A 26,322-nucleotide genomic window follows, 5' to 3' on the forward strand; every position below is an offset into this window, starting at 1 on the left:
ATGGTTTCCCCACATCCCTTAGTCGATATCGGTTCGTCGCCGGACGCCGTCGGCACAGCAATCGTTATACCGTCGCCACCGCAACGGTGATCCATGAGCCCATGGCGGTGTGGCATCGACGGCTGTGGCACACAGACCGAGACCGTCGAGGAGTTGATCCACCACCAGACCACCCAACATACAAAACATGAGTGTCAAGTCTGTGGAACGATCGTCCCCGACGGCTACTTCGCCATCCGCCACGCCTTTGAGGAACACACCCGCGCCGAATTCGTTCGCGCGTATGATGCTGACTCCGAGGCTGTACGGCGACGCGAAGAACTCAAAACACAGATCGAAGCCGAAGCCGATCTTGAAGCCGTTGTCGCCGATCTTGACGCAGTCAACTGAGCTTTTTTTTCGCTGTTCTCGCTCTTTGCTGTCTGCTCACGGGCCATGCGCGGCGCATAGCGCCGCGAATTCGAGGCGGGAAACCGCCTCGCGCCCGTTCGCATGGTCTGAGGAACTACCGTTCCTCACTATCTGCTCGCGGCTACGCCGCTCGCATGGCCCGAGGAGCTATCGCTCCTCGCTGTCCAGCACACGGATCTGGTCGCCACGAACCGTCACCGGGATCGGGACTGTCGCCTCGTAGAGCTCGACGGTCACCTGATCTTTGCCCTCGTCGATGCGCTGGACGCGGGCCTTCTCGCCTTGGAACGGCCCGGCGATGAGTTCGACGATATCGCCCTCGGCGATCCCCTCAACGTCGGGGGTCGGCGAGAGGAAGTGTTCGACCTCGGCGAGACCGGATTCGCCGGGGACGATCGAGCGTGCGTGCGGGATCTCATCGAAAAGCCGTTCGAGAGCTGCCGTACCGTCGGCCTCGACCATCACATAGCTCGTTAGGGAGTCAGGCGAGAGCACGGCGTGGATCTCGTCTTCCTCCTTGGTGGCGATCATGTCGGCGACCGTCTGCTCTTGGCTGGCGGTCGTCTTGACGGCGTAGATGCTCATCAGACACCACCGGGGATGAAGCTCATGATCGCAAAGATGATGAAGCCGAGCAGCCCGACCAGCAGAATGCCGGCCCCAGCGATCTTCGAGACCTGCGAAAACTCGTTCCACGATGGCGTACTCGCCAGTTTGAGCACGCGCACATAGCTGTTGAGATCGTACGGAACGTCCATGTTGCCCGACGTTCGACGCGAGGCTTTTTTTATCTATTGATGCGTGTCGGCGGCCGCATCGTCAGCAAACGCGGAAAATACGGTGTTATTCGACGAAGTCGATATCGTCGTCATCGTCGACAGGGGCCGATTCGCTCGGTTCTTGGGCGGTTTCAGCCTGCTCGGCGGCGGCCTCGCTGCGACCGTAGATCTGCGGGGAATCGACGCCCGTGACGACGATCATCGTTCGCATCGTGCCCTCCAGTTCCTCGTCGATCGAGGTACCCCAGATGATCCGGGCGTCGGGGTCGATCCGGTCGTAGATCTCCTCGACGACGCCCTCGGCTTCCTCGATAGCCATGTCGTTGCCACCGGTGACGTTGACAAGCGCGGAGTTCGCCCCGGAGATGTCGACATCAAGCAAGGGTGAGCGAAGCGCGCTTTTGACCGAGTCTTGGGCCTTCGATTCCGAATCGGATTCGCCGAGGCCGATCATGGCGACGCCACCTTTCTCCATGACCGTCCGCACGTCGGCGAAGTCGAGGTTGACGAGGCCGGGTTTGGTGATCAGTTCGGTAATTCCTTTCACCGAGCGCATCAGGACTTCGTCGCTGACCTGGAAGGCCTGCCGGACGGGGAGTTTGCCGACCGCATCGAGCAGGCGGTCGTTGGGGACGACGATGACCGTATCGCTTACGTCGCGGAGGCGTTCGAGCCCGGCTTCGGCGTTGGTGCGCCGAACTTCGCCCTCCGCGGTGAATGGCGTCGTGACAATCGAGATGGTGAGCGCGCCGGAATCGCGGGCGGCCTTGGCAACGACGGGGGCTGCACCGGTGCCGGTGCCACCGCCGAGGCCGGCAGTGACGAAGACCATATCCGAGCCCTCGATGGCATCGTAGATCTCCTCTTGGCTTTCGAGGGCGGCTTCTTCGCCGACCTGCGGCAGCGAGCCTGCGCCCCGTCCCTCGGTTTTCTGTTGGCCCATCAGGATCTTGCTGTCGGCCTCGATGTCGACGAGGTGTTGGACATCGGTGTTGGCGGCGACCAGCTTTGCGCCCTCGATGCCCTCCTCAGCCATGCGGTTGACCGTGTTGCCGCCGCCGCCACCACAGCCGACGACGGTGATGTCGGTCTGGAGGTCTTCGAGAACGTCCTGGAGTTCCTCGTCGGTCATCGAGCCCGACTGGGGGTTGCTGGGCGGGCCAGTCTCTGTTTGCTCGTCGGCCGCGGAGTCTTCGGCCTCGTCGATAGCGTCGTCAACGATAGAGTCCATTACTGTCCGTGGCTTGCGAACCAAGCCTATTTATCTTTCCCCATTCGTCAGCCGGCCGTCTGACGCGGTTTCAGCCCGCTGGCCGGCCGGATCCGATTCCGGCCAGTCGACTGTGAACCGCTCGATGCGCTCGCTTTCGACGGACTTGGGGGTAATCTCCCGGCCGTTGACCGTCACCGTCTTGCCGGCCGCCAGCCGTCCGAACTTCGGGCCTTCGGGCACACCGAGGGTGTCGGCCTTCCCTGGATCAAACCCGGTGTCCCGACAGATGACGCCCTCGGTCGTCTGTTCGACCGATTCGTAGTCGGTTGCCAGCAATCCAGCCAGCCGATCGATCAGCTGCTCGAAATCGGTGGTGTCGGCGACGAGGGCGCGGCCGGCTGGCAGCGTCGCCCCCTCGGTCGTCTCGTAGGCGATTGTTGTCTCGACGACAGCCGCTACCGTCGCGTCGGCGTCGATCCCGTTTGCCGCTGCGATGAGGTCGTCGGGCAGTGAGACGACCGTCCACGTCTCTGCCGGGTTGGTGTCGCCGTCGCGGTTGGTGTCGCTGTCGACGGCGACCTCGCCGAACCGAAGCCCCTCGGCGACCGACGACAGTGTCGCTTCCGCGGCGTCAACGACCACACGCGGTCGCTCACCCACAGTCCGGAGCCACGTCTCGCTGACGACGCGATACCCGAGGTCGTCGATGACGCGCTCTAGGTCGGGGTTCTCGCCGTCGACGACGGCCAGCTCGGCGGCACTCGCTTCGAAGGCAGCATCGATCACCTCGCGGTTGGCGGCAGGATCGCCCATGGCGTCCAGTTGCCAATCTGAGCCGATGTGGCCGACCGCCCAGTCAGTGTCGGTGACGATCCGCTCGCAGCGCGGCGTGTAGTGGCCGCCGCCGAAGCCGACGACGTGGCGCGGTGCTTCGAGGCCATCTGGGCGGTGATCCGCGGCGACGCCGCGCAGATTGAGGACGGCCTTGGCGATCGCGCGAGCAGCCTCCGCGTCCTGCCATTGCTCCTCGCCGCTGCCGAGTTCGACGAACATCGACGGGACTGTGCAGTCGGTCGGGCCGTGATGCGTGCATTCGATACCGACCTCGTAATCGTCAGGCGCGTGCTCGCTGAGGGCCTCGATGACCGCCTTGTGAGCACCGGGTGCGGCGCGGGCGAAGGCTCCGGGTTCGCCGCCGTACTCCGCCGGCCCGAAGTTCCCCGTGACGTGGGCGGTCAGCAGCCGGCCGGTGTCGCCAGCGTGCCGGGAGACAAAGACGAGAAAATCGAGGTCGTCGGGGGCCGAGAAGGCTGGCGCGGGATCGGCAAGTTCGATGTGAATGGTGTCGAACTCGCGGAGTTCGAAGCCCGCTGTCGTGTAGTAGGTGCCGCCGCCATCGCCGTCGGCGCGGCGCTCATCCTCGTGGGCTGTCCACTCGCCGACCGCTCGAAGTTGCTCGCCGAGATGCGTCGAGGCCTCGTCGGCCCGGCTGACGACGATGCCGATCATATTCCCGCTGGGAGATCGATCAGCAAAACGCCACCGGATCGAAGAACACAGGAATTTACGCACTGGCCGCCCGACGGCGGAGTATGGATGTGTACGGAATTGTCGGCAACCCGGTCGGCCACTCGGTGTCGCCACCGATGCAGACGGCCGGCTTCGCCGACCGCGGTATCGACGCGACCTACGTTACCTTCGAACCCGCCGAAGACGAGATTAAACAGGCGATCGACGGTGCGGATGCCCTCGGAATCGCCGGGCTGAACGTCACGATCCCGTTCAAACAGGACGTCTTCGAGATCGTCGAGCCCGACCCGCTGGCCGCTCGCATTGGCGCGGTCAACACGGTCGCGTTCCCCGACGCTGGCCAGCCGCAGGGGTACAACACCGACGCGGCCGGCGTGACGCGCTCTTTCACACACCACGATGTCGCGATTGACGGCCAAGACGCAGTCGTTGTCGGTGCCGGTGGTGCGGGTCGGGCGGCGGCGTTCGCGCTCGCTGACGCCGGGGCCGACGTGCATATCGCCAATCGGACGGTCGAACGCGCCGAGTCGCTGGCCAGCGAGGTTGACGGTGCGAGCGGTGGCGGCCTTGACAGCTTAGACGAGGCGGTGCCGGCGGCCGATCTGTTGGTCAATGCGACGAGCGTCGGGATGGAAGAGGACGCGACACCAGTTCCGGCCGCGTTGCTGCACGACGGACTTGCCGTCCTCGATGCGGTTTATACGCCACGGGACACGCGACTGCTCCGCGATGCCGACGCCGCCGGGGCGACGACGATCCAAGGCTTGTGGATGCTGCTGTTTCAGGGTGTGGAGGCCTTCGAGATCTGGACCGACGAGGACGCCCCGATCGAGGCGATGGATGCGGCGTTACGCGACGCCTTGGAGTAACCGCACACGCAGTATCGCGGTGGCAGGCTTACAGCCGGAATCCTGACGACCCGGCGATATCGCGGTAGAATGTTACCGAGTACGTGGCGTAGAATGCCCCAAGCAGGGCCGTCGCAAGGATCGAGACGAGACCAACACCGAGCATCACCGGCAGCGATAGCTCGGGCAGCATCGACTGCAGCGGCGGCTGCGGCGACAGTAGGATGGATGCTGCCCCGCTGAGACCGCCGATAACCCCGCCACCGACGAACATGAGCAGGCTGTAGCCGATCGCACTCAGGAGGTTCTCGCGGACGAGGCTCACACTGCCGGTGAACCCTTCGGCGACGGCGGCGTCGTTGAGCACGATCTCGTGGGCGTAAAACTGGATGCACACCATCACTGCGAGATAGCCAACGACCAAGAGGAGGCCGATGAGGCCGACGACCGCGAGGATCGCTGGGCTCGGTTGGCCGCCGCCGGCGACGACCCCGACGCCGCCGACAACCGCGCCGATGGCGACGATGATCCCGAAGGCGATAGCGATGGCAACGACCACCACATACGACAGCAGCAGCGAGACGTAGTTCGCTTTCCCAACGTCAATCAGCGTCCCGATACTCGTGGTGCCGGTACGGGCGTCGTCGGCCATCCCGATAATCCCGCCCTGATAGAAGGGCAGCAAGAACAGCAGCAGGCCGCTCATCCCCAGCGAGACAGCCGTTGAGAGGAGTGGCGACGTTGTTGGGACGAGCAACTGTGGTAACTGGAGGAGTCCCACCACCGCCGCGACGACGATGATGATCGGGTTGCGAACGAGACTACCGATGGCCGGTTTCAGGGACCGAATTGCAGCCATGTGTGGCGATTTCAGCGAAAATACATTAACGCATTGAATCGTCTCAGGAGGCGCAATCGTGTTAGATTGTGACTGGTTTTTAAATAGCGGCGACGCGTACCAACCGGTAATGGCCTTACTCAGCAAGCTCAAATCGTTGCTTGGCATCGGTGGGGGAGCCGACGACGACCGCCGCACGGAAACGACGGTCACGGTCGAACACGACCCCGATGAGGCGACTGCAGAACCGGTCGACGCCTCGGCTACCGAGCCGGCTGCGACCGACTCGGTCGACACTGAGGACTCGACGACTGAGCCCGACCCGGAGCCGGTCGACGATGACGCTGCGGCTGATGAGGCGGTAGCTGACGAACCGGCCGTTGAGGCGGCAGATGACGCGCCGGCCGCTGAGGCGGCTGCTGCGGAGAACGATGCGGCGGCGACTCCTGACGAGCCTCCAGCCGACACGACGACCGACGAGTCCGACCCTGGGGTCGCTGTCGACGATGCGGAGGCTGAATCGGCCGCTGACGAGGCGGAGGCGACGGAAACTGAGGCCGAACCCGACACCGACACGGCTGCCGACGACGGCGGCGACGACTACAGCGATGCGCCGCTAGATTCGATCAAGGGCATCGGCCCGGCCTACAGCGAACGACTCCACGACGCCGGCATCACTTCCATCGCTGAGTTGGCTGAGGGCGATGCCGAGGCAATCGGCGAAGATATCAACGTCTCGCCGAAAACGGTGAGCAACTGGATTGATCGCGCGAGCGAGAAATAACCGCGCACGAAACTGTTACCCGCCGGCGGTGACAGGGGGCGTATATGCAATCGCCGACTGTCGTCACCGAGCGGGCGGCGTTCCGCTCGCTGGCGGCCGACGCCCCGCCGGGGGCGCGCATCCCGGTCGAACTCCGGGTCGCCGTCGCCGATCCGTTTGCGGCCTACCGGCGGGCTCGCGACGGCCCTGGCGGCGTCTTTTTGGAGACGACAGGCGGGCAGCCGGGCTGGGGCTATTTTGGGGTTGAGCCGATCGAACGACTGACAGTCAATCCAGAGGTTGTCGTCGCCGACACCGAACGGGCAGCCGGCGGCGACGACCAGCGCGACACGCCGTCGCTTGCGGCCCTCGCTGGGCTGCTCGACGGCGAAACGCTCGTTCGCGGCGACTGTGAAATCCCCTACCCTTGCGGTGCGTTCGGCTGGCTTTCCTACGACATCGCTCGCGAACTCGAAACGCTCGATGGCGACGCGGTCGACGATCGCGGGCTCCCGCGACTCCAAGTCGGTGTCTACGACTGTGTGGCCGCGTGGCCCGAGCCACACGATGACGCCGCTGACCTGCGAATCACCTGCTGTCCGCGAATCCCCGAAGCCGCCGACCCCGACGCTATCGACGAGATCTACGAGGCGGCTGTTGAGCGAGCATCGTCGCTGGCGACGGCCGCCCGCGACGGCGACCCCGATATCGGCGACCCACCGGTCGAAGCTGACGACGCCGAATTCACCGGTGACACTAGCGAGGCTGCCTTCGCCGAGCACGTCAGACAGGTGAAAGAGTACATCCGCGACGGCGACACCTTCCAGACGAACCTCTCCCAACGGTTGACCGCGCCCGCAGCCGTCCACCCGGTCGCCGCCTACGACGCGCTCCGGGAGGTCAACCCCGCGCCCTACTCCGGACTGATCGAGTTTTCGGGCCGCGGCGACGACCGCTGGAGCGGAATCGACCTCGTGAGCGCGAGCCCGGAACTCCTCCTCGAACGCGAGGGCGACCGCCTACGAACCGAACCCATCGCCGGCACCCGGCCGCGCGGCTCGACGGTGACGACCGACGACGCCCTTGAAGCCGACTTACTGGGCGACGAGAAGGAACGCGCCGAACACGCGATGTTGGTCGATCTCGAACGCAACGACCTCGGCAAGGTGAGTGAGTTCGGTTCCGTCGAGGTCAGCGAGTACCGCCGGATCGACCGCTACGCCGAGGTGATGCATCTCGTCTCCGAAGTCGAGGGCCGCCTGCGGGCGGATCGCTCGCTGGCCGACGCCGTCGCCGCGATGTTCCCCGGTGGCACCGTCACCGGCGCGCCGAAACCCAAAACGTTGGAAATCATCGACGAACTCGAAGCGACCCGGCGCGGCCCTTACACCGGGAGTATGGGGCTGTTCGGCTTCGACGGTCGGGCGACGCTCAACATCATTATCCGGACGCTGACGCGGCACCGCGAGCAGTATCATCTCCGCGTCGGCGCCGGGATCGTCCACGACTCCGATCCGGAAGCCGAATACGAGGAAACGCTGGCGAAGGGCCGTGCACTCGTGACCGCCATCGACGACGCGCTGGCCGCCGGCCGGCTGACCGTCGAGGAGGCCGCGAAATGAGCACGGAGGTGGTGACATGAGCGCGGACTCGTCGTCAGCAGCGACGGCCGGGATCATCGACGGCAACGTTGCCGACGGGCCGCGTGTGCTCGTGATCGACAACTACGATTCCTTCGTCTACAACCTCGTCCAGTACGTCGGCGAGTTCGCCGGCGCGGTGGCCGTCCGGCGCAACGACGCCGTCGACCCCGACGGGGTTCGCGAGATCGACCCCGATGGGATCGTCCTCTCGCCAGGGCCCGGAACGCCGCAGTCAGCCGGCGTCTCGATGGAGGTCTTCGAGTTCGAGTGCCCGATTCTCGGCGTCTGTCTCGGCCATCAGGCGATGTGTGCGGCCCGCGGCTCCCGCGTCGGCCACGCGCCCAGCGTCGTCCACGGGAAATCCTCGACGATCACTCACGACGGCGAGGGGCTGTTCGCGGGCCTCGACAGCGAACTCGGTGTCGGCCGCTACCACTCGCTGTGTGTCGAACGCGGCGAGTTGCCCGACGACCTCGTCGAAACCGCTCACACGGCCGACGAGCGTGAGGTCGTGATGGGCGTCCGCCACCGCGAGCAGCCGCAGTATGGCGTCCAGTTCCATCCCGAGAGCATCTTGACCGACGACGGCAAGGGGATGGTCAAGAATTTTGTCGATATCTGCGAGGAGTACGCTACGAACGGGGGCCAGCAATGAGTGATCCAGCCGACCCGACCACCGATGAAAATAGCCCAGCCAACGCCGACCTCGTTTTTCACGTCGACGGCGAGTTAGTACCGGCCGACGAAGCCAGTGTCAACGTCGCTGACCGCGGCTTCCTCTACGGCGACGCCGCCTTCGAGACAATGCGCGCCTACGGCGGTGAGATCTTCGCGTGGGATGCTCACGCCGACCGGTTGCAGGAGACGTGTTCAGTACTGGGCTTAGAGCACGGACTTGCCACCGACGACCTCCACCGGCGGATCGCGGACACACTCGCCGCCAACGATCTCAGCGAGGCCTACGTCCGACTCTCGATCACCCGCGGCGTCCAGCCCGGCAAACTCACACCCGACGAGGCCGTCGATCCGACGGTCGTCGTTATCGTCAAATCGCTGCCCAGCGGCGGCAGCGACGGCCAGCCAGTCTACGAGGAGCCGGCGACGCTCCAGACGGTCAAAACCAAGCGCGTTCCCGACGCTGCGATCCCAGCGCGGGCGAAAACCCACAACTACCTCAACGGCATCCTCGCCCGCCTCGAACTCCGCGTCTCCGATGCCGACGAGGCGATCATGGTTGACGCCGACGGCCACGTCGCCGAGGGCGCGACGAGCAACCTGTTTTTCGTTCGCGACAACGCGCTCCGAACCCCGAGTCTCGACGGCCCGGTGCTGCCGGGAATCACCCGCCGCGTTGTCCTCAACATCGCTGACGAAGAGGGAATTCCAGTTGAAGAAGGTCAGTACACGCCCGACGAGATCCGCAACGCCGACGAGGTCTTTTTGACGAATTCGACGTGGGAAATACGACCCGTTGACGTCGTCGATGGAATTCGGATCGCCGACGATGCCGGAAACGACGCCGGCAACGACGACGCTGGTGGCGACGACAGCAATAGCGAAACGACGGGTTCGACCGCTGCGGGGCCGGTCACGACGCTGCTCTCGCGGCTCTTTGCTGCCCGCATCGAGCGCGAGCACTATGACTGATCGCTGCCGGGAACTGTAGGGTTAAACCGGCGGGGCGTTATCGCCCACCAATGAGTGCTGACGGGCAGATCGTACCAGTCGCCGACGTGCCGACGGATACGACGTTTTTGTTCCGTGTGCGGCCGACTGACGCTGACATTCAAGAGAGTCCCGACCGGGAATCCGGCGAGATCAGGGAGGCGATCATGTTGCGGGATGATGCGGGCGTCGTCGGCTGGCTCAACTACTGCCAGCACTTCCGACACATCAAACTCGACAAGGGCTCCGGCGCGGAGATGCGCAACGGCGAGATCATCTGTACGAATCATGGGGCGTACTTCGAGTCCGACACGGGGTTCTGCAACTTCGGGCCCTGCGAGGGCGCGTACCTCAGTGAGGTCGATCTCGCAGTTGAGGATGGTGTCGTCCAGCTCGTCGACGACGACTACGAGTTCGTCGGCTGTGGCGGGATCGAGACCGATCCGACAGATCTGGGGTCGAAATCAAACCGCGAGTTTTGACCGGCAATCCAGTCGCTTGCCGGCGGTCACGAAGCTATATGAGCCGTCGGTGAGATCGATGGTTATGGACGAATTTGTTACTGGGTTGCTGGCCGCCAACGCTGACCACGCCGCGCAGTTCGACAGCCGGTTTGATGCTGTCCAGGACGGGCAAGCGCCGAGTGCGGTCACTGTCTGCTGTTCTGATTCTCGCGTCTTGCAGGACGCCATGTGGGAGAACACCGAACCGGGCCAGCTGTTTAGCTGCGGCAACATCGGCAACCGCGTCATCCAGGACACAGCGTCGGGGCCGGCGGTTTCCGGCGACGTGCTCTATCCCATCGCTCACACTGGGACTGAGACTGCCATCGTCGTCGGCCACACCGGCTGTGGCGCGGTCACCGCCGCCTATGAGGATCTGACCAACGGGCTTGACGAACCAGCGGGCATCGAGCACAGTCTCGGGCTGCTGAAACCACACCTTGCGCCCGGCGTTGAACGGCTTCCCGAGGATCTCTCACGAGAGGCGGCGATCAACCGACTCGTCGAATACAACGTCGACCGCCAGATCGAGCATCTGCGGCACAGCGATGACGTTCCGGACGCCGTGACGACGATCGGCGTCGTCTATGACTTTCAGGATCAGTACGACGGCAAACGCGGTGAGGTTCACGTCATCAACATTGACGGCGAAATCGACGTCGACGCGCTGCAGGCAGCCCATCCCGAGATCGACGACCGGATCGAGCGGCTCTGGGAGTACTGACGCCGCCAGCTGACGCCCACCCGCTCGCTGCAATTCCTTTATCAAGTCCCTCGCCAAAGCCCGACTGTGAGCACCACACGCGACGGCGGGCTGTTCCTCCTGTTGTCGTTTCTCTGGGGCACCTCGTTTATGGCGATCAAACTCGGCTTAGAGTTCATGCCGCCGGTGTTGTTCGCGGCGGTGCGATACGACGTGACTGCCGTGTTGATGCTCGGCTACGTAGCCGCGACGACCGGCGAGTGGCGACCCCGAAGCCGGGCTGACTGGCTAGTCGTCGGCGTCGGCGCGGCGCTCATCATCGCGCTCTACAATGCCTTCTTGTTTATTGGCCAACAGGGCGTCACCAGCGGTGTCGCCGCCATCCTCATCGCGATGAACCCGATCCTCGCAACCGGGTTTTCTCGGGTCTTGCTCCCGCAGGAACGACTCGGCGGGATCGAAACGGTCGGGCTCCTGCTCGGATTTCTCGGCGTCGGGTTGGTCGCCTGGCCCGAATCAGCTGGCCCGCTCGCTGCCGACCTCCTCGCACCGGCGTTCGTCCTGTTGGCGGCGGCCTGTGTCGCCCTCGGCAGCGTCGTCGTCCAGCGCGTTGACAGCGATATCGGCACCGAAGGGATGGTTGCGTGGTCGACCGCGCTGGGAGCCCTGTTGTTGCACGCGATGAGTGCTGGTCTCCCCGCAGAATCCGTCGGTGACGTTGCCGTCACGCCGGTCGCGATTATCTCAGTCGCCTATCTCGCGGTGTTTGCAAGCGCGGTTGGCTACGTCATTTACTTCGAACTACTCGATCGCCTCGGTGCGATTGAGATCAACCTTGTGTCGTATGCTGTTCCTGTGTTTGCCGCCCTCTCGGGATGGCTCGTACTCGACGAGTCACTTGATATCGCGGCCATTGCTGGCTTCGTCGTCATCTTCGTCGGCTTTCTGCTGTTGAAGCAGTCAACGATCCGTGACCGTGTCTGGGTCGACCGAGAGACGAACGCAACAGATCTAAGTGAATAAAACGAATTAGCGGCTCTCGCGCTGTTCGACCTTGTTCAACTCGATCAGCAGCCGGAAAACCGTCTTCACGAGGTTCGAGTCGAGATCGAACTTGGCGGCGTTCTCGCCAGCCCGTTCCATCACCGCGTCTTCCTGACTCTCATCGGTCGTCGGCAGATCGCGTTCGGCTTTGACATCGGCGATTGTCTCGGCGACGTAGGTGCGGCGGGCGATCAACTCGACGATCTCGCGGTCGATCGATTCGATCTCTGCGCGCAGTTCCTCCAGGCTCATCTCGTCGGGTTCGGGGTTCGTGCTCATTGGATGGATGCTCCAGTGGTTCGTGTGGTGGTCTCGATCAGCGTCCCGTCTCGCTCGGCCCACGACTCGCGGACGGCCGCCAGCGACGCCTCGTCGCCGACGGCAACGACGCTCGGGCCGGTGCCGGATAGCGAAACACCGTGGCAGTGCGGCATGGCCTCGACGGTCGGGTCGGTATCGAAATCAAGCGCGGCCGAGTACGCCAGCCCGTTGACCGTCATCGCCTCGCCGAAGCGACCGTCGAGGGCTAACTCGACGATGAGGTCGGCCATCTCGGCGACGTTTCCACAGCGGTCAACATCGGCGTCCGCGCTGTAGGCCCGTTCCGGCGGCGTCCAGACGAGGACGGCCCACTCGCGGGTCTCGTGGGCCAGCAGTTCGTCGGCGGTGTTGTCGGTGACGACGACGCCGCCGAGCATGCTCGCGCTGGCATCGTCGAACGCGCCAGTGATCGTGACGCCAACGTCGCGGGCGGCCTCGACGCCGATCCGGCAGGCGTCGAGTTTCGTGATCGCGTCGCCAGCGGCCAGATCATCAGTGTCGTCGTCGACAAGTTCAACGCCGAGCGCGTCGAGCGTCGCCAACACGGTCGCGTTGGCGGCGGCACTCGAACTTTTCAGGCCGGCAGCCATCGGCACCTCGCTGTCGGTGGCGACGGTGCCGCCCTCGCCATCGCCGAAGCGCTCGACGACGCGTTCGACACAGCGTTCGATCAGGCGGGTGTCGGCGTCGGGTGCGCCCGCGATCTCGCCGGTCACCGCGTCGGCGTCGGCCGCGAGTTCGACGGTTGCCGTCGTCTCGACATCGATAGCGAACGCCGAGCCCTGTCCGGTCGCCAGGGCGTTGAGGACGGTGCCGGCACCGGGTGCGGTTGCGACGCCGTTCATACCAACAGGGGTGGGTGCAGCGATCAAAGGTGTGGCGGTTCGGCCCTGTTTGGCAGGACAGCGGTTATATACGATCGGGCTCGAACTGATAGGCATGTGCAACGTTCGTCGAACCGCTGCGGCCACTGTCTCGGTGCGACACCCTGGTCGGTGAGTCCGATGGCATGCACGCTGCGGCTGGTGGTGCTGGCGGCGGCTCTCCTCATCGTGGGGAGTGTCATCGTCGGCTCGGCAGCCGCCGCAACCGGTGACACGACAACCGCGGTCTACGCTGTCGATGATGCTGAGAGCGACGCCCCCGACGCCACGCTAACCGACGGTGGCGTCTACTGGCAGGGCCAGCGCCTCGGCCTCGGTAATGTCAGTCGTGACCTGGCCAACACGACGAACCGAACCGACGTTGAGACGCTGCATCTGCGGGTATACGACCCCGATGACAATGAACTCGGGCGACTCGTTCGAGAGATCGATCTTGTCGAGGGGAATGAAACGCTGCAAACGACCGAGCTCAATGGCACGTACATCCTCCTCCCGGCCGATCAGCGAGATGTCGCGCTCAGGTTCCAGGACGGGCGTGTCAACGGAACCGCCCCGACCGAATCGGCGACCGCGTTTGAGGTGCTTGTCCAGACGCTGAATGTTGCGTGGGAACCAAGCCCACCGAGCGCGGTCGGCTCTGATCGGCAACTGGAGGTGCGATCGAATCGCCTCCGGTACAACGTCAACCTGAGCAGTCCGGATCTCAACTACACACAGTTAGAGACCGCGTTCATGGACGATCGGTTCCTCCGGAATCAAAACGGGCCGTTCGATGACCGTCGGCCGTTCACCCGCGGGGCCGAGAGCTATGATGTTTATGCTGACGAGGAGACGATTGTGCTCCGTGGATTTGCCGATGGGTCGCTCCGCCCTGATTTCGCTGGCCTGCCGCGACTGCCGGAGGCGGTCATGGTCGAAGTGACTGATACGGGCGTTCGAGACACCGCCTCGTTGTCGACTGGGGCTGTCGAAACGGGGCCATTCAACGTCACCCAACTGCGGCTTCCCGATCGTGTCGACCCCGGCCAGTCCGTGACGATGTCGGCGACGATCACCAACGAGTGGCCCGGCAGCGACACGCAGGCTGTAACGTTCGAACTCGCCGGGCAGCGACAAACAGTCAGAACGCAGTTGGCCGGTGGGGCGTCGACAGAGATCACAGCGACGTTTACCGCTCCTGAAGAGCCGGGGGACAAACGCTATGCCGTCGGTGCCGGCGGCGAATCGGCAACCGGGACGCTCACTGTTGTTGCTCCCGAACCAGAAACTGGGTCGGAGTCTGTTTCTGGTGATGATGGTAGTACATCTGACAGCGGGGGAACCGGATTGATCGGTCCGATTGGCGTGGGCGGGATCATGACGACACTCTCGTTGCTGACGGTGTTGTTGTTCCGTCGTCGATGATGACTGACCCGCATCTCAATAATTGGTTCCGGCGGCTGGTTACAACAGATAGATGAGGAGTCCGCCAACTAGGACGAAGAGAAGCGCGAACACAGCGTTTGCCCAGACCTTTGGTGGGCGGCCGAATACGCGGCCGAGCAGTTGTCGACTTGGTGGGAATAGCTGGATTCCGCCATACACAACCGGAATGCCACCAAGATTATCTGGAAGCACTGAGAGCCCGCCGACGATGATGAGGAAGCCAACGGCGTAGCTCACCCGGCCAATTATCACCTTTCGTTTGGTGTCTGAGTCCTGTGGCTTACCACAGTTCGGGCAGAACGTGGCTGTGTTGTCGACCTCGGTGCCACAGTTATCACACGCCGGCATGGTCGTTGGTAGATGAATAGCTGGTCAGCATATCAATTCTTTCATATTGGAGATATACCGATCTGATAATCGGGCCGATGAATATATTACTGTTCGTTACATAAATTTCTTAACGTTGGTATCCATGGATAAGTCCTATATTGGCGATGCAGTCGGATTACTTGCGGTTTTAATCATTAGCATTGTCTTTATTTCAGTCGTGTTTACCGGTGGTGTTGCTGCAGACTCACATCTTGGTATTGACGAGGTTCAATGGCCAAACGAGCTTGATGAAGGAGATTCACTTGGAATCCTTGTTGACGTATCGAACTCACGTAGTCAAGATGCAACTACTGATGTTCGATTGATTGCTAACGGTGAAGAACAAGATATTATTCGAAACGCAACTATTCCAGCTGGTGGAACCCAGCTTTCGTTATTTTGGAGTTCAGTTCCGTCTCGTCCGACTGAGGAGATCAATCCAACAGTTGAGATTCGTGGTGATGCAGAGAGTGAAGAAATTCCGATACGATGGTCGGAATTTGTTGTTGTAGACGGCACATTCAGTGTCGAACCTGATTTTAGCGATATCAGCGAGACCAGTGGGACTCGTGTTAATCTATCAGCTACGGTTAGAAACAGGGGTACAGATAGTGACACACAACGAGTTTTCCTTAACCGAACTCCACGAGACTCCTACGAGGAGACGATCCAACTTGATGGTGGCAACCAAACAAAAATATATCATAATGAGACCTTCTTGCTCCCTGGCGAGTACACATTTGACGCCGTAACGCAAAATGAGAGCGTCTCAGAAACCGTGACGATTCCAAGAACGGGTGAGGTCAGCATTACTGAAACCTCTTATGAGGATGGGAGACTGCACGTTGGGGCTGATATTGAAAATAATGCTGATCAGCCAGTGACGCAAAAAATAATCAGCAATGTTTCCGGGGTCTCCTACAAAACCAAATCAATTCTAATTGACCGACAATCGACACGCCGTGTAGAATTTAGCCATGTTGTTTCGGATCAAAGGAGAAATATCACGGTGAATTCTACACAGCCGGATGTTGCGACTGAAATGTATTCTCCGAGCCCTGCAAGAGCAGAAATCCTCTCAGTCACGAATAATTATGTGCGAGGTGAGGAAGATGTCCTCGTTGAATACGAGGCAAATAATACGAATCCGCCTACTTCTGGAAGCGGTAGTGTCGCTGTAACCGATGCTCGTCTTATTGTTATTGATCCGAACGGAGAACAATTTATTTCTCAAGATGTACCTCTCACCTCACCTCCGGGTTCGGAAGATACTGAAACTGCAAGAATCACGATGCCAACGCGAGATGATCTCATTGATGGCGAGTACGATGTTCGACTTATTGTTAAAGACGCTAATGGTGGCACTGGCTCCGATACCGTCCGAAATGCATTCACGGTTGCCGATATTCGACGAACTGATGAGACAAACGAATTTTCTCAAGATTCCTATCGGTCACCTGCAGGCGACTTTGTTGAGGTCGATCTGACGCATCAAAGTTTTGATGAGGCATACATACTCGTTGGTGGTGACAAGGAAGATGGAGAAGCAAACATACAGAACCATCTTGATATCCTCCATGTCACTGGCGACGCTAGATTCGTGATCAATACCCGTCTTGTTGGAACAAATCGACCTTCCAGTGATGTGTACATTCCTATTGAAGGGGACGTTACTAGTTATGCACATCCCAGCCCAAGTGGAGATACTGATGACCCTATAACTGCTGTTGATCCTCCACAAAATGAGTTTAGCGGTGTCTCATTTGTTGATCAAAACGGAAACCAAGTCGCAAACACCCTTGCAGAATTCAGGGAACAGGTCGGTATTACTCCACGAGGGGCACCGCTACAAGCCGATCGATTCCGGCTTGTTGCTGGCGGAACTGGAACGGTAATGCTTCGCGATCAGAATATCCCTGATCTCCGGCGACCATTTGATCGATCAAACATTGTCCTCACCCAGCCTGAGTTGAGAGCAGTCAACACGTATGTTCTGCCCGCTGGATCAGCGAACGAACTTGATCAGTTTGAGGAGGATCAAGAGCCACTCTCCACAGAGGATCTCGGAGAGTTACAATCTCTCGCAACTGAAAGTGACTATATTTCACTCGGTGATCGACTTCTCGTTGAGGTGAAGGCAACGGGAATGTACGGGGCAAGCCTGGATGGTATTGCAAACAACGGGGTTATCGATGAGAATTCTGATGATCCTGGTAACATTCCTGCTGACAAGATCGCACAGTTGAACAACCGACGCGAAGGGGTTGAAATCAGTCTCGACGCCGAACGATATGGGGGTGCCAATCACGGAGGTTCTGAACTCCAATTCGGGGGGATGAGCGACAGTGAGATCTATGTCCTGCCTGACGATACGGCCGATCAGTGGTCGACCGAGAATGAAAGCCTCGTTGGAGACACACCAACGATCGGTGGTGCGTATTTCATTATTGACACCCGTGGAACGAACCCGTTCGATAATCGGCCTAAAGAAAACGACATCCTCAATTTCGAGGTGGAGTACCAGTCTCCGGACGGCGAACGATTCCAATACAATGACTACTCAATAGCGAACGGTGAACAGCCGAATCCGTTCAATCCAGGCGCAGTTGAACCTGAAGAGGGCATTGAACATTATCCATACTTTGGTGATCGCGATACCACTATTCGTGCAAACAGTTCGTTTGAAGTGTTAGAGCCTACCGTCGAGTACGATCGAACGACACCAGATGGTGATCTAGTTGTTCCAGCTGAGTCTGATGGTAAAGTGACTGGCTTCACAACCATCGCACCCGGATCAGATGTCTCGATTCAATTTATTGAGAGCGAAGGTCCCAATCAAGAGCTTGTGACGATCGAGGATGTCGAAATAGAGGATGATCGACTGTTCACTGCTGAGGCTGATTTCTCACAACTTGATCCCGAACAGCGTGTCGAGGTCGAATTCTACTCCAATGGTCGTCTCGTTGACAACCGTGTCATTGACAAACGTGGAGCAACTGTCGTCGAGAATTTTGAGAGTCCAGCTCGATTTAATATTACTTCGGCACCGGAGTCGGTGACAGTTGAACAGCGAAGTTCACTCGCTGGAATTAACGCGACCATCAACAATACCGGAAGTATTTCTGATCGCAAACTTGTTGAATTCAGAATTAACAATGAAACTATCAGCGAAGATGCTGTTTTTCTCTCTGCTGGAACAAACACCACACGCGATCTTTCTGATCGGTTTGTTACACTTGCAGTCGGAGAGTATCCTTACACTATCAGCACCGAAGATGACACTGCAACCGGTCAACTCACCGTGACAGCACCGGAAAGCGGAACTGATATCACTGATAGTCAAAACGTCACGTCGGGCACAAACCCTAGTCCTGTTGATCAGTCTAGCGATCCTACCGATACTGATGGTGGCGACACCGATTCTGACCCCAGTATTTTCGGGGCTATCGGTCTTCGTAGCCGGGATGTTGTCGCCGCCACCGTTATTACCGGTCTTGCCCATGTTCTCGGATTCTGGAGCTAACTACGGCTGAATCCACGGTCTTTTGAATATCTCAAACGAAACTATCCTATGGCAGTCCACAGCGACGTTGCCCCCCGAACACTCGGTGTTGAACTCCGTCCCGAAGGCGTCGTCGTCACCTACGCTGACGACCGAACGACGATGTACCGCGGAGCCCCAACAAAGGTCAGTGGCTCGCTCACCACCAACCCAGGCAAAGAAACGCATCTGCTTGTCACTGATCCGACCGAAACGGAGGGCGTCATGCTCTACGTCAACGATCTGAAAACACACGATGACATTCTTGAAGACACCGGAGTCGGCCGCATTTTGTTAGATGACGGCGACGAAGAGGAGGTCTTCCCGGGTGTTACGGTACGCCGGAGCGGCGATCATCGAACGACGATTGACGCTGATCCTGAGACCGCCCGCGGCCGTGTCTTCGTCTTCGTTGAGGACGATTGGGGCGAGGAGAGCTATGAGTTCGTCCCAGAATCGGAGCTGGATACATGAGCCTCCGCAAACCATGGCGTGAGCTTGATCGCTCGCTCGTTTCTCAGGTGCCGGATCGGTACGCGCTGTATGAGCTTGGCGATGCTGCGGGCACCACAATCGGCTTTGGGATCGGGGCGTTACCGGACGAACTGAGAGAAGTTTTGGCCTATGGCGAGGGAACAGAGTTCCACTATACGACTGACGCGGCCGATGTCGGCGATCCAGCGCAGATCCGATGGGAACTGGCGAACAACAAGCCCCATGCCGAGCAACTGCTCGCCGAACAGCTTGATGACTAACCGCTCGGGATCAGCGATCGCTGCTGAGCTGTTCGTCAACGAGTGGGACGAACTCTTCGGGGAACTCGACGTGCGGTAGCAGTTTGCTGTCATCGAAGACAACAAGCGGGACGTCCGCCTCGGCTGCTAGCTTTCGACCCTGTGACAGCGGTGTGATCTCGGCGTCACGACCCCACAGAACCGTTGTTGGAATCGCAAGCTCAGACAGTGCCTCTGCGAGATCGATGTCCGCGTTAAGATAGCCGCTAATGAACGACGCTGGCGCGAAGCGAGCGTTCGGCTGGTGGGCTGTCTGCCACTCGTAGTCTAGCCAGTCCTCGGTGACGGTGGCCATATCGTAATAGCCGTGATCGGCGTTGAAATACCGAATCGAGGGTTTCGACGCGACGAGATTGAACAGCCCGGTGCCGACCACCGGGAGTCGAAACAGCTCCCGAAGCCACTGGTTCGGCGGTTCCGGGCCAGCGATGGCGGTCGGACAGATGAGGAGCAGTTCGGACACTGCTGTCTCGGTTGCTGTCAGCGCGTCCAGCGTGTACGCTGCCGACAGCGACGAAGCGACGACAGCGGGGTCATCGTACTCGGCGAGGAAGTCGGCGACGAACCCCTCGTACAGCGTCGCGGAGTATCGCAGCGGTGGCCGGTCAGAACAACCAAAGCCAGGGAGCTCCGGCGCGACGACGTGGTACTCTTCGGCAAGGTCGTCAAAGACCTCGCGGAACTCACCGCTTGAGCCGGCGGCGTTGATCCCGTGGAGTAAGATTAGCGTCTGATTTTCGGGGTCGCCAGCCTCGGTGTAGGCAATATCTATCTCGCGCCATCGGTAGGTATGGTGGGCACCGTCGAGTGGCGGTTGGAGGTCGGTTGCGGTCGCCTGCAGCCACCGGTTGAGTGCCGTAATGGCTCCCCCACCGACTGCAGCGGACGCGAGGAGTTTGCGGATCGACATACCAGTGGTTGGGCAGCGAGATAGTTATATCCGCCACTTCGCTGATGCTGTAGCTTGGTGTGTGGGTGCAGAGAAGTTTTGCGAGGGAAGAACGCTCAAGAGCGGTCTTCCCGCATCACGGGAGTGACCCCGGCGATGCGAGGGGAGGGATTTGAACCCACGGACCTCTACAGGAGCGGATCTTGAGTCCGCCGCCGTTTCCCGGCTTGGCTACCCTCGCACGCGAGCGACAGTACCAGCGCGGCCCTGTTTAACGCGTCGGTTTTCTCCAGCAGCCACGCCTTTGTCCGTCGGCAGCAAAGCAGCGGTATGGACGACCACACCCGCGATCCGGGCGTCGCCCCGCCGCTCGGCAACCCAACTGGGTGGCGACACTCCGACCGCCAGTGGGAACACGCCACGCTCCGGCGGGCGGTCGAACACGGGATTCGGCTGTTCAACGACGGCGCGTACCACGAATCCCACGACTGTTTCGAGGATGAGTGGTACAACTACGGCAGCGGTACCACCGAAAGTGCGTTTCTCCACGGGATGGTGCAGGTCGCCGCCGGCGTCTACAAACACGTCGATTTCGAGGATGATGACGGGATGCGGTCGTTGTTTCGCACGGCCGATCAGTATCTCCATGGCGTCCCGGATGATTTCTACGGTGTCGCTGTCGACGATATCCGAGCGACGATCAACGCGGCCCAAAGCGAGCCAGCGCTCGTTGAAGATTGGCAGCTCACCGTCGACGGCGAGAGTTCGACTGCCTACCCGGCTGACTACGCGTACGCCGAGGAACTGGAGTAGTCCGCTGATCGATGGCTCTCGGATATCGGGGAGATAAAATAGCCCGGTGGCGTGAGACCGACAATGAAGGTCTACGAGCTCGGTGAGGGGACTCCCGAGGTCGCGGTCATCGGCGGGATCCACGGCGACGAGCCCTGTGGCCCGCTGGCGATCAAACGATTGCTTGCCGAGGAACCGACCGTCGAGCGACCGGTCAAGCTGATCATCGCCAACGAGGAGGCGCTCGAAGCCGGCCAGCGGTATCTCGAAGCCGATCTCAACCGCGTGTTCCCCGGTGATCCGGCTGCCGACGACCACGAACGCCGACTCGCCGCCGACCTGCTGGCTGAGATCGAAGACTGCACGACGCTCGCGTTACACTCCACGCAGTCGTACGCCGAGCCGATCGGCGCGGTCAAAGCCGTCGACACGGTCGCCCGCGAGATCGTCCCGCAGCTCCCGGTGTCGGTGATCACCGAAACCGACGACAACACCGATGGCCGACTGATCAAATACCCAAACGTCATCGAGGTCGAATGTGGGCTTCAGGGCACCGATGACGCCGCCAAAAACGGCTACGAACTCGTCAGAGCATTCTTAGCAGCAACCGGGGTGCTCCCGCTTGACGATGCGATGGATCGGCTTACGGTTCCCGATCCCGAGACCATCCCTGTCTTTCGGGTCGAGGGCCCGATCCCGAAAGCCGAGGGGACGGAGTATGAGGTGTTTGTCGACAACTTTGAACTTGTGTCCGCGGGCACCGCCTTCGCCGCCGTCGACGGCGAGGCGATCCACGCCGAGACGGATTTCTACCCGGTGTTGCTCTCGCCGTATGGCTACGCCGACATCTTTGGCTACCGCTCCGAGCGGGTCGGGACGGTCGCCGAGTGGGAAACGGTCTAATCCTCGGTTTCAAGCTCGACGAGCGTGAGATCACGGTCGAGTTCACAGTAGTCGTGTGGTGGCTCCCCGACGACCTCGGCGATGCGGTACTCCGTCTCGAAGTCGGCCCCGTCCGGGACGCAGAACTCGTGGCTCGGACACTCGGTGTACGGACAGGGCCCCTCCAGTTCGGCTTTGCTGCCCGCATACGCTCCCCGAGAGGCGACGTTGGCGCGTACCGGTGCGGGTTCGACCTCGACGGCGCGCACCCCGCTGTCATGCATGGCACAGTCAAGCAGTTGGGCGTTGTCGCGGATCGTGGTCACGCGGTAGCGACGGCCCTCGGTGAGATTGAGACATTGGCTTCGGTAGGGACAGCCCTCACAGCCCCCTGCCTCGCCACCGTAGACGAACTCTTGGCCCTCCTCGGCGAGGCGGTCGCCGATCAGCGTGACGGTAGTCATGGCTGCCCCTACAGGATCAAGCCAGATTACCGTTCCCCTCGATCGACCGCTACCCGCTTTCGCCGATCAGCTCGTCAAGTCGGTCGAAGTAGGCCTCCCGCGGCACCTGATACAGGGCTCTGTAGTCGATCTTGCCGGCGGCAAACCGCTCGGCGTGGTCGATCGCGCCGTCGATCGCGGCTGATCGATCCTCGTAGCTCTCGTTGGCTGCTTCGATCTCTGGCTCTAAGAAGAGTGTCACCTGCCAGGTATCGGTGGGGGTACCGCCGGGTCGCCGCCGCGGGGTACCACTGGTCACGTAGATCGTCGGCAGACACGGCGCAGGAAACGCCTCGGAGTCGAAGACATCGGGCCGGTAGGCGAGGATCACCCGGCCGTCGCGTTCCTCGTGCCAACACTGCCAGCCGGCCGGGAGCGATGACGCGTCCATGGGTGTGGGTTGGCTCCGACCCACTAAGCGGTCGCGGTTGTCGGCGACGTTCTCGTTGTCGCGTCGTTGTCGGTCACGCCTCGTCGTCGACAAGCATCCACTCGTCGTCGCCGACTGACTCGATGACCTCGCGGCGATTCATCTCGTCGAGTACCTCATCGAGACGGTCGGGCTGGGCGATCTCCATTTCGATTCTATCGATCCCGTGGACGGCGGCGAGTTCCGCCCGGATCGCCTCCCGCGAAAACGTCTCGCTGTCGGCGTCGGCCATCACGCCGCTGATCAGATCGACCATATCCTCGATGAAGTTCCAGGGGTAGACGACCCATGTCCACTCGGCGAGGCGTTCGCCGACGAAATCGGGTTCAAACTCGCTGGTATCCAGCAGCTGGAGGGTCGCAGTGCGCACCTCGCCAACGTCGCGGTCGGTCACATACTCGTAGGCGCGGCTGATCGAGCCGCCGGTGTCGGCGATGTCGTCGATGATGAGCACGTCCTTGTCGGCGACACTGCCCTCCGGCAGCGGATAGCGTATCTCCGCGTCCGCGCCCTTCTCGGCCGCGCCGACGTAGTGTTCCATCTTCAGGCTCGTCAGGTCGTCGAGCCCGAGGAAATCACAGAGGCATCGCCCGGCAAACCAGCCGCCGCGGGCGAGGGCGACGACGATATCCGGCTCGAAGTCGGCTTCCTTCACCGCGGTACTCACGTCTCGACACAGCCCGTAGATGTACTCCCAGTTCGTGATCGTACAATCGAAGTCTGCTGGGGGGCCGCTCATCTTGTCTCGGCGTCGACCGCCGTGGTATATAAAACGCTCGTGAGGCCACAAGCGGTGTTCAGCGATCCCCAAACGTCCATTGCTGTCGCCGCCGTCTGTCTCGATATGTCCGTCATCCGCGTCGCCGATCCAACCGATCTTGATGCGACGACTCCCGGGCCGCCGTTTGCCGACTTCGATCACGAGAGCCATATCCGCCGTGCGCTGACGCTGGCCCGAGAGGCGGCCGACCGCGGCGACGAACCATTTGGCTCGGTGCTCGTTCAGGACGACACCGTTGTCGCCGAAGCGAGAAACGCCGTTGTCACCGAAAACGACGTGGCTGAACATCCCGAACTCACGCTCGCTCGCCGGGCGGCCGCCGAGTTCGACGAGCCTACCGACCTCGTGTTGTACACCTCAACTGAGCCGTGTCCGATGTGTGCCGGCGGGCTGTATCACGCCGGCGTGCGCGCGGTCGTGTATGCAACGAGTGCGGAACGGTTCGGCGAACTCCGGGACGCCGAGATGGTCTGTCCGTCGCCGACGGTCTTCGAGCGCGGCAGCGACTCGGTCGTCGTTGCCGGCCCGGTGCTGCCCGATGACGGCGACGCGGTACACCGGGAGTGTTGGTGATCGACCGCCGGCTGGAACCCGGGGTTTGAACTCGTTGGTTCCGTAGGGTGGGTATGGACACACGCCGCACGCTGCTCGTCGATGCCTTCACCGACGAACCCTTCGCCGGCAACGCCGCGGGGGTCGTCCCCGAGGCCGATGGGCTCTCGGCGACACAGATGCAAGCGATCGCCCGCGAACTGTCGGCGAGTGAAACCGCCTTTCTCTCGACGACTGACGACGCCGACCGTCGGATCCGGTATTTCACGCCGACCCAGGAGGTCGATCTCTGTGGCCACGCAACGATCGCCAGCCACGCGTTGCTGGCGGCCGATGGGGCCATCGAGCCCGGCACCCACAGCTTAGAAACGAACGTTGGTGTCCTCGATATCGAACTCCAAGACGACGGCGTCGTCTGGATGACCCAATCCCGCCCTGAGGTCGAGACCGTCGAGGTTGACTACGACCGGGTGGCCGACGCGCTCGGACTCGATCCCGCGACGCTCCGGGATGTCGGTGCCGACCTCCCGATCGCGCGGGCGACGACCGGCCTCCCCTTCCTCATCGTCCCGGTCAACTTCCTCGAAGCACTCAGCGGCGTCCAGCCGGATCTGGCGGCGATCGAAGCCCTCGCCGACGAGTATGACGCGACCGGGATCTACGCCTTCACGTTCGATACCCTCGACGCAGAATCGACGTTGCACGCCCGGATGTTTGCCCCCGGGGCTGGCGTCGACGAAGATCCCGTGACCGGCACCGCAAGCGGTGCCTGCGGCGCGTATCTCGACGCCTACGAGGCCTTCGACGAGCTGCCGGACGACCTCAGATTTGAACAGGGGCATTTTGTCGACCGCGGCGGGATCGTCCGGGTCGATGTGGGCGTCGACGATCGTGGTCGCAAGGAGGTTCGGGTCGGCGGCGAGGCCGCTGTCGCCCTTGACGGGACACTCACGGTGCCACCCGCCGAGGACGACGAGATCATCGAAGCCTGATTCCGCCGGCGCGGACGTGAATGGACGATCCTGAACTACCGGATCGAACACAACGGCTAAACGTCTTTCGCCGTTATGAGGTGGTAATGCAGCGCGTACGGCAGCGGCAACCACAGGCGTTCGACCGGGTGCTCTCCTCGATGTGTACCGAGCCCCATCCTCGCGCTCACGAGGCTGCCGTCGAGTTCTTGGCGACAAATCCGGGCGATCCCGCGACCTACCAGACTGTCGCCGACCTCGAGACGGACGCCGTCGATCAGTTGGGCGAGATCGCTGGCCTCGACGATGCCTACGGCTATGTCGCCAGCGGTGGCACCGAGGCCAACATTCAGGCCGTCCACGCCGCCCGCAATCTTGCCGACGGGGCACAGACGACTGGCGGCGACACGCCGAACATCGTCGCCCCAACAAGCGTCCATTTCAGCGTGACCAAGGCCGCCGAAATGCTCGGCGTGGAACTCCGCACGGTTCCCGTCGACGACGACTACCGCGCCGACCTCGACGCTGTCTCGGCGGCCGTCGACGACGACACCCTGCTGGTGATCGGCGTCGCCGGCTCAACCGAGTACGGTCGCGTTGATCCGATCCCCGCGATGACTGACCTCGCCCACGATGCCGACGCGCGCATGCACGTCGACGCCTCGTGGGGTGGCTTCATCCTCCCGTTCACCGACTACGAATGGTCGTTTGCCGACGCGCCGATTGACTCGATGGCGATTGATCCCCACAAGTTCGGGCAGGCCGCCGTCCCGGCTGGCGGCCTCCTCGCCCGCGACCGCGAAACCGTCGATGCCCTCGCTGTCGATACGCCATATCTGGAAACCACGTCGCAGGCGACACTCACCGGCACCCGAAGCGGCGCTGGCGTCGCCGGCGCGGTCGCTGCGATGGACGAACTCTGGCCGGCGGGCTACCGCCAGCAGTACCACGACCAGCAGGCCAACGCCGAGTTTCTGGCCGAGGAATTTGTTGATCGCGGGATCAATGTTGTCGAGCCGACGCTGCCGCTGGTGACGGCGTCGGTGTCGCCGGCGACGTTCGAGGCCCTGCGCGACGAAGAGTGGCGAATCGCCCGCACGGCCGATGGCGACCTCCGGATCGTCTGTATGCCCCACGTGAGTCGGGCGTCGCTGGAGGCATTTCTCGCCGATCTGGATCGCGTGCGGTCGTAACACGAGCCAGTGTTGTTGTTGATGCCGAAAGCGACGCCGACGAATCAGCGGCTTT

Annotated in this window: 30 protein-coding genes, 1 tRNA gene and 1 pseudogene; 18 read left to right on the top strand and 14 right to left on the bottom strand. The window is 61.6% G+C overall.

All coding sequences use genetic code 11. The features are described from left to right. The first annotated feature begins 93 nt into the window (after positions 1–93). A complete protein-coding gene (locus DM826_RS02660; RefSeq protein ID WP_120101146.1) occupies positions 94–390 on the top strand; it encodes a DUF7565 family protein in 297 nt (98 codons plus the stop codon). Positions 391–558: 168 nt separating this feature from the next. Here the strand turns inward: DM826_RS02660 and DM826_RS02665 are convergent, their stop codons facing one another. The 4 genes from DM826_RS02665 to DM826_RS02680 all read right to left on the bottom strand — a co-directional run bounded on the left by DM826_RS02665 (position 559) and on the right by DM826_RS02680 (position 3,912). Then, positions 559–996, bottom strand: a complete 438-nt coding sequence (locus tag DM826_RS02665) for a transcription elongation factor Spt5 (RefSeq protein ID WP_120085663.1) — start codon at positions 994–996, stop codon at positions 559–561. After that, positions 996–1,169: a protein translocase SEC61 complex subunit gamma gene (locus tag DM826_RS02670; RefSeq protein ID WP_120101148.1), complete on the bottom strand. Its 174-nt coding sequence runs from the start codon at positions 1,167–1,169 to the stop codon at positions 996–998. Before DM826_RS02670 ends, DM826_RS02665 begins: the two co-directional genes overlap by 1 nt. An 85-nt stretch (positions 1,170–1,254) precedes the next feature. Continuing rightward, positions 1,255–2,421 (bottom strand): cell division protein FtsZ, encoded by a 1,167-nt coding sequence (gene ftsZ, locus DM826_RS02675; RefSeq protein WP_120101150.1) that lies wholly within the window; start codon positions 2,419–2,421, stop codon positions 1,255–1,257. 30 nt (positions 2,422–2,451) lie between these two features. Further along, positions 2,452–3,912 (bottom strand): D-aminoacyl-tRNA deacylase, encoded by a 1,461-nt coding sequence (locus tag DM826_RS02680; RefSeq protein WP_120101153.1) that lies wholly within the window; start codon positions 3,910–3,912, stop codon positions 2,452–2,454. A gap of 83 nt (positions 3,913–3,995) precedes the next feature. On the opposite strand from DM826_RS02680, the gene DM826_RS02685 reads away from it, so the two are divergent. Next, positions 3,996–4,802: a shikimate dehydrogenase gene (locus DM826_RS02685; RefSeq protein ID WP_120101155.1), complete on the top strand. Its 807-nt coding sequence runs from the start codon at positions 3,996–3,998 to the stop codon at positions 4,800–4,802. Between the two features lie 28 nt (positions 4,803–4,830). Here DM826_RS02685 and DM826_RS02690 read toward each other — a convergent pair whose 3' ends face one another. Then, complete coding sequence (locus DM826_RS02690) at positions 4,831–5,640, bottom strand: DUF7847 domain-containing protein (RefSeq protein WP_120101159.1); 810 nt, start codon at positions 5,638–5,640, stop codon at positions 4,831–4,833. A gap of 109 nt (positions 5,641–5,749) precedes the next feature. Between DM826_RS02690 and DM826_RS02695 the strand changes: the two genes are divergently transcribed. The 7 genes from DM826_RS02695 (at position 5,750) to DM826_RS02725 (ending at position 11,919) form a co-directional block, all read left to right on the top strand. Beyond that, a complete protein-coding gene (locus DM826_RS02695; RefSeq protein WP_120101163.1) occupies positions 5,750–6,403 on the top strand; it encodes a helix-hairpin-helix domain-containing protein in 654 nt (217 codons plus the stop codon). 44 nt (positions 6,404–6,447) lie between these two features. After that, a complete protein-coding gene (pabB, locus tag DM826_RS02700; protein WP_120101169.1) occupies positions 6,448–8,004 on the top strand; it encodes an aminodeoxychorismate synthase, component I in 1,557 nt (518 codons plus the stop codon). Between the two features lie 16 nt (positions 8,005–8,020). Continuing rightward, positions 8,021–8,680 (top strand): anthranilate synthase component II, encoded by a 660-nt coding sequence (locus DM826_RS02705; protein WP_120101173.1) that lies wholly within the window; start codon positions 8,021–8,023, stop codon positions 8,678–8,680. Then, positions 8,677–9,672 (top strand): aminotransferase class IV, encoded by a 996-nt coding sequence (locus DM826_RS02710; protein WP_120101176.1) that lies wholly within the window; start codon positions 8,677–8,679, stop codon positions 9,670–9,672. Before DM826_RS02705 ends, DM826_RS02710 begins: the two co-directional genes overlap by 4 nt. 50 nt (positions 9,673–9,722) lie before the next feature. After that, positions 9,723–10,172, top strand: a complete 450-nt coding sequence (locus DM826_RS02715; protein WP_120101179.1) for a Rieske (2Fe-2S) protein — start codon at positions 9,723–9,725, stop codon at positions 10,170–10,172. A 64-nt stretch (positions 10,173–10,236) separates the two neighbouring features. Further along, positions 10,237–10,917 (top strand): carbonic anhydrase, encoded by a 681-nt coding sequence (locus tag DM826_RS02720; RefSeq protein ID WP_120101181.1) that lies wholly within the window; start codon positions 10,237–10,239, stop codon positions 10,915–10,917. Between the two features lie 66 nt (positions 10,918–10,983). Then, positions 10,984–11,919, top strand: a complete 936-nt coding sequence (locus tag DM826_RS02725) for a DMT family transporter (RefSeq protein WP_120101183.1) — start codon at positions 10,984–10,986, stop codon at positions 11,917–11,919. Positions 11,920–11,925: 6 nt separating this feature from the next. On the opposite strand, the gene DM826_RS02730 is transcribed toward DM826_RS02725, so the two are convergent. Together DM826_RS02730 and DM826_RS02735 are read right to left on the bottom strand one after the other, a co-directional pair. Further along, complete coding sequence (locus DM826_RS02730; RefSeq protein WP_120101185.1) at positions 11,926–12,219, bottom strand: chorismate mutase; 294 nt, start codon at positions 12,217–12,219, stop codon at positions 11,926–11,928. After that, positions 12,216–13,106 (bottom strand): shikimate kinase, encoded by an 891-nt coding sequence (locus DM826_RS02735; protein ID WP_120101187.1) that lies wholly within the window; start codon positions 13,104–13,106, stop codon positions 12,216–12,218. Before DM826_RS02735 ends, DM826_RS02730 begins: the two co-directional genes overlap by 4 nt. Before the next feature lie 159 nt (positions 13,107–13,265). Here DM826_RS02735 and DM826_RS02740 point away from each other — a divergent pair, with 159 nt between their 5' ends. Next, positions 13,266–14,549 (top strand): hypothetical protein, encoded by a 1,284-nt coding sequence (locus DM826_RS02740; RefSeq protein WP_133304619.1) that lies wholly within the window; start codon positions 13,266–13,268, stop codon positions 14,547–14,549. Positions 14,550–14,588: 39 nt separating this feature from the next. Here DM826_RS02740 and DM826_RS02745 read toward each other — a convergent pair whose 3' ends face one another. Together DM826_RS02745 and DM826_RS13345 are read right to left on the bottom strand one after the other, a co-directional pair. Further along, positions 14,589–14,807 carry a hypothetical protein gene (locus DM826_RS02745; protein WP_233735657.1) on the bottom strand — a complete coding sequence of 73 codons (219 nt, stop codon included), beginning with the start codon at positions 14,805–14,807 and terminating at the stop codon, positions 14,589–14,591. Between the two features lie 42 nt (positions 14,808–14,849). Continuing rightward, positions 14,850–14,918, bottom strand: a pseudogene (locus tag DM826_RS13345) (zinc-ribbon domain-containing protein); the annotation flags it as partial. 124 nt (positions 14,919–15,042) lie between these two features. Between DM826_RS13345 and DM826_RS12765 the strand changes: the two are divergent. The 3 genes from DM826_RS12765 to DM826_RS02765 are packed head-to-tail and all read left to right on the top strand — an operon-like array spanning position 15,043 to position 19,235. After that, the gene (locus DM826_RS12765; RefSeq protein WP_133304620.1) at positions 15,043–18,462 is read left to right on the top strand and encodes a BGTF surface domain-containing protein; all 3,420 of its coding nucleotides are present in this window, start codon (positions 15,043–15,045) and stop codon (positions 18,460–18,462) included. Positions 18,463–18,510: 48 nt separating this feature from the next. Further along, positions 18,511–18,954: a DUF5796 family protein gene (locus DM826_RS02760; RefSeq protein ID WP_120101198.1), complete on the top strand. Its 444-nt coding sequence runs from the start codon at positions 18,511–18,513 to the stop codon at positions 18,952–18,954. Then, positions 18,951–19,235: a DUF7508 domain-containing protein gene (locus tag DM826_RS02765; protein WP_120101200.1), complete on the top strand. Its 285-nt coding sequence runs from the start codon at positions 18,951–18,953 to the stop codon at positions 19,233–19,235. The genes DM826_RS02760 and DM826_RS02765 overlap by 4 nt, the downstream gene beginning before the upstream one ends. Positions 19,236–19,245: 10 nt before the next feature. Here DM826_RS02765 and DM826_RS02770 read toward each other — a convergent pair whose 3' ends face one another. Together DM826_RS02770 and DM826_RS02775 are read right to left on the bottom strand one after the other, a co-directional pair. Beyond that, the gene (locus DM826_RS02770; protein WP_120101203.1) at positions 19,246–20,184 is read right to left on the bottom strand and encodes an alpha/beta fold hydrolase; all 939 of its coding nucleotides are present in this window, start codon (positions 20,182–20,184) and stop codon (positions 19,246–19,248) included. 136 nt (positions 20,185–20,320) lie between these two features. Next, positions 20,321–20,404: transfer RNA gene (locus tag DM826_RS02775), tRNA-Leu, on the bottom strand. Between the two features lie 89 nt (positions 20,405–20,493). Between DM826_RS02775 and DM826_RS02780 the strand changes: the two genes are divergently transcribed. Then, positions 20,494–20,976, top strand: a complete 483-nt coding sequence (locus DM826_RS02780) for a DUF309 domain-containing protein (protein WP_120101205.1) — start codon at positions 20,494–20,496, stop codon at positions 20,974–20,976. 63 nt (positions 20,977–21,039) lie between these two features. After that, positions 21,040–21,858, top strand: coding sequence for a M14 family metallopeptidase (locus DM826_RS02785; protein WP_120101207.1), 819 nt, complete (start codon positions 21,040–21,042; stop codon positions 21,856–21,858). Here the strand turns inward: DM826_RS02785 and DM826_RS02790 are convergent. From DM826_RS02790 to DM826_RS02800, 3 genes are all read right to left on the bottom strand, one after another. Further along, entirely contained in the window at positions 21,855–22,301 is a 447-nt protein-coding gene (locus DM826_RS02790; RefSeq protein ID WP_120101209.1) for a UPF0179 family protein, read from the bottom strand. The genes DM826_RS02785 and DM826_RS02790 overlap by 4 nt on opposite strands. Before the next feature lie 49 nt (positions 22,302–22,350). Beyond that, positions 22,351–22,731 carry a DUF5820 family protein gene (locus DM826_RS02795; RefSeq protein ID WP_120101211.1) on the bottom strand — a complete coding sequence of 127 codons (381 nt, stop codon included), beginning with the start codon at positions 22,729–22,731 and terminating at the stop codon, positions 22,351–22,353. A 73-nt stretch (positions 22,732–22,804) separates the two neighbouring features. Then, positions 22,805–23,509, bottom strand: a complete 705-nt coding sequence (locus DM826_RS02800) for a phosphoribosyltransferase (RefSeq protein WP_120101213.1) — start codon at positions 23,507–23,509, stop codon at positions 22,805–22,807. Positions 23,510–23,614: 105 nt separating this feature from the next. Between DM826_RS02800 and DM826_RS02805 the strand changes: the two genes are divergently transcribed. The 3 genes from DM826_RS02805 (at position 23,615) to mfnA (ending at position 26,267) form a co-directional block, all read left to right on the top strand. After that, on the top strand, positions 23,615–24,124 hold the full coding sequence (locus DM826_RS02805) for a nucleoside deaminase (protein WP_120101374.1): 510 nt from the start codon (positions 23,615–23,617) through the stop codon (positions 24,122–24,124). 53 nt (positions 24,125–24,177) lie between these two features. Continuing rightward, the gene (locus DM826_RS02810) at positions 24,178–25,095 is read left to right on the top strand and encodes a PhzF family phenazine biosynthesis protein (RefSeq protein ID WP_120101215.1); all 918 of its coding nucleotides are present in this window, start codon (positions 24,178–24,180) and stop codon (positions 25,093–25,095) included. Positions 25,096–25,181: 86 nt separating this feature from the next. Continuing rightward, on the top strand, positions 25,182–26,267 hold the full coding sequence (gene mfnA / locus DM826_RS02815; RefSeq protein ID WP_120101217.1) for a tyrosine decarboxylase MfnA: 1,086 nt from the start codon (positions 25,182–25,184) through the stop codon (positions 26,265–26,267). Positions 26,268–26,322: the final 55 nt, after the last annotated feature.

Origin of the sequence: Halonotius aquaticus, from assembly GCF_003605575.1 — an archaeon.
Lineage (GTDB): Archaea > Halobacteriota > Halobacteria > Halobacteriales > Haloferacaceae > Halonotius > Halonotius aquaticus.

Coding starts and splice junctions, on each gene's coding strand:
- DM826_RS02760 (WP_120101198.1), top strand. CDS start 18,511: ATGGCAGTCCACAGCGACGTTGCCCCCCGAACACTCGGTGTTGAACTC.
- DM826_RS02685 (WP_120101155.1), top strand. CDS start 3,996: ATGGATGTGTACGGAATTGTCGGCAACCCGGTCGGCCACTCGGTGTCG.
- DM826_RS02705 (WP_120101173.1), top strand. CDS start 8,021: ATGAGCGCGGACTCGTCGTCAGCAGCGACGGCCGGGATCATCGACGGC.
- DM826_RS02680 (WP_120101153.1), bottom strand. CDS start 3,912: ATGATCGGCATCGTCGTCAGCCGGGCCGACGAGGCCTCGACGCATCTC.
- DM826_RS02800 (WP_120101213.1), bottom strand. CDS start 23,509: ATGAGCGGCCCCCCAGCAGACTTCGATTGTACGATCACGAACTGGGAG.
- DM826_RS02765 (WP_120101200.1), top strand. CDS start 18,951: ATGAGCCTCCGCAAACCATGGCGTGAGCTTGATCGCTCGCTCGTTTCT.
- DM826_RS02720 (WP_120101181.1), top strand. CDS start 10,237: ATGGACGAATTTGTTACTGGGTTGCTGGCCGCCAACGCTGACCACGCC.
- DM826_RS02715 (WP_120101179.1), top strand. CDS start 9,723: ATGAGTGCTGACGGGCAGATCGTACCAGTCGCCGACGTGCCGACGGAT.
- DM826_RS02805 (WP_120101374.1), top strand. CDS start 23,615: ATGTCCGTCATCCGCGTCGCCGATCCAACCGATCTTGATGCGACGACT.
- mfnA (WP_120101217.1), top strand. CDS start 25,182: ATGCAGCGCGTACGGCAGCGGCAACCACAGGCGTTCGACCGGGTGCTC.
- DM826_RS02695 (WP_120101163.1), top strand. CDS start 5,750: ATGGCCTTACTCAGCAAGCTCAAATCGTTGCTTGGCATCGGTGGGGGA.
- DM826_RS02770 (WP_120101203.1), bottom strand. CDS start 20,184: ATGTCGATCCGCAAACTCCTCGCGTCCGCTGCAGTCGGTGGGGGAGCC.
- DM826_RS02785 (WP_120101207.1), top strand. CDS start 21,040: ATGAAGGTCTACGAGCTCGGTGAGGGGACTCCCGAGGTCGCGGTCATC.
- DM826_RS02795 (WP_120101211.1), bottom strand. CDS start 22,731: ATGGACGCGTCATCGCTCCCGGCCGGCTGGCAGTGTTGGCACGAGGAA.
- DM826_RS02660 (WP_120101146.1), top strand. CDS start 94: ATGAGCCCATGGCGGTGTGGCATCGACGGCTGTGGCACACAGACCGAG.
- DM826_RS02665 (WP_120085663.1), bottom strand. CDS start 996: ATGAGCATCTACGCCGTCAAGACGACCGCCAGCCAAGAGCAGACGGTC.
- DM826_RS02670 (WP_120101148.1), bottom strand. CDS start 1,169: ATGGACGTTCCGTACGATCTCAACAGCTATGTGCGCGTGCTCAAACTG.
- DM826_RS02730 (WP_120101185.1), bottom strand. CDS start 12,219: ATGAGCACGAACCCCGAACCCGACGAGATGAGCCTGGAGGAACTGCGC.
- DM826_RS12765 (WP_133304620.1), top strand. CDS start 15,043: ATGGATAAGTCCTATATTGGCGATGCAGTCGGATTACTTGCGGTTTTA.
- DM826_RS02780 (WP_120101205.1), top strand. CDS start 20,494: ATGGACGACCACACCCGCGATCCGGGCGTCGCCCCGCCGCTCGGCAAC.
- DM826_RS02810 (WP_120101215.1), top strand. CDS start 24,178: ATGGACACACGCCGCACGCTGCTCGTCGATGCCTTCACCGACGAACCC.
- DM826_RS02710 (WP_120101176.1), top strand. CDS start 8,677: ATGAGTGATCCAGCCGACCCGACCACCGATGAAAATAGCCCAGCCAAC.
- DM826_RS02735 (WP_120101187.1), bottom strand. CDS start 13,106: ATGAACGGCGTCGCAACCGCACCCGGTGCCGGCACCGTCCTCAACGCC.
- DM826_RS02740 (WP_133304619.1), top strand. CDS start 13,266: ATGGCATGCACGCTGCGGCTGGTGGTGCTGGCGGCGGCTCTCCTCATC.
- DM826_RS02690 (WP_120101159.1), bottom strand. CDS start 5,640: ATGGCTGCAATTCGGTCCCTGAAACCGGCCATCGGTAGTCTCGTTCGC.
- DM826_RS02790 (WP_120101209.1), bottom strand. CDS start 22,301: ATGACTACCGTCACGCTGATCGGCGACCGCCTCGCCGAGGAGGGCCAA.
- ftsZ (WP_120101150.1), bottom strand. CDS start 2,421: ATGGACTCTATCGTTGACGACGCTATCGACGAGGCCGAAGACTCCGCG.
- pabB (WP_120101169.1), top strand. CDS start 6,448: ATGCAATCGCCGACTGTCGTCACCGAGCGGGCGGCGTTCCGCTCGCTG.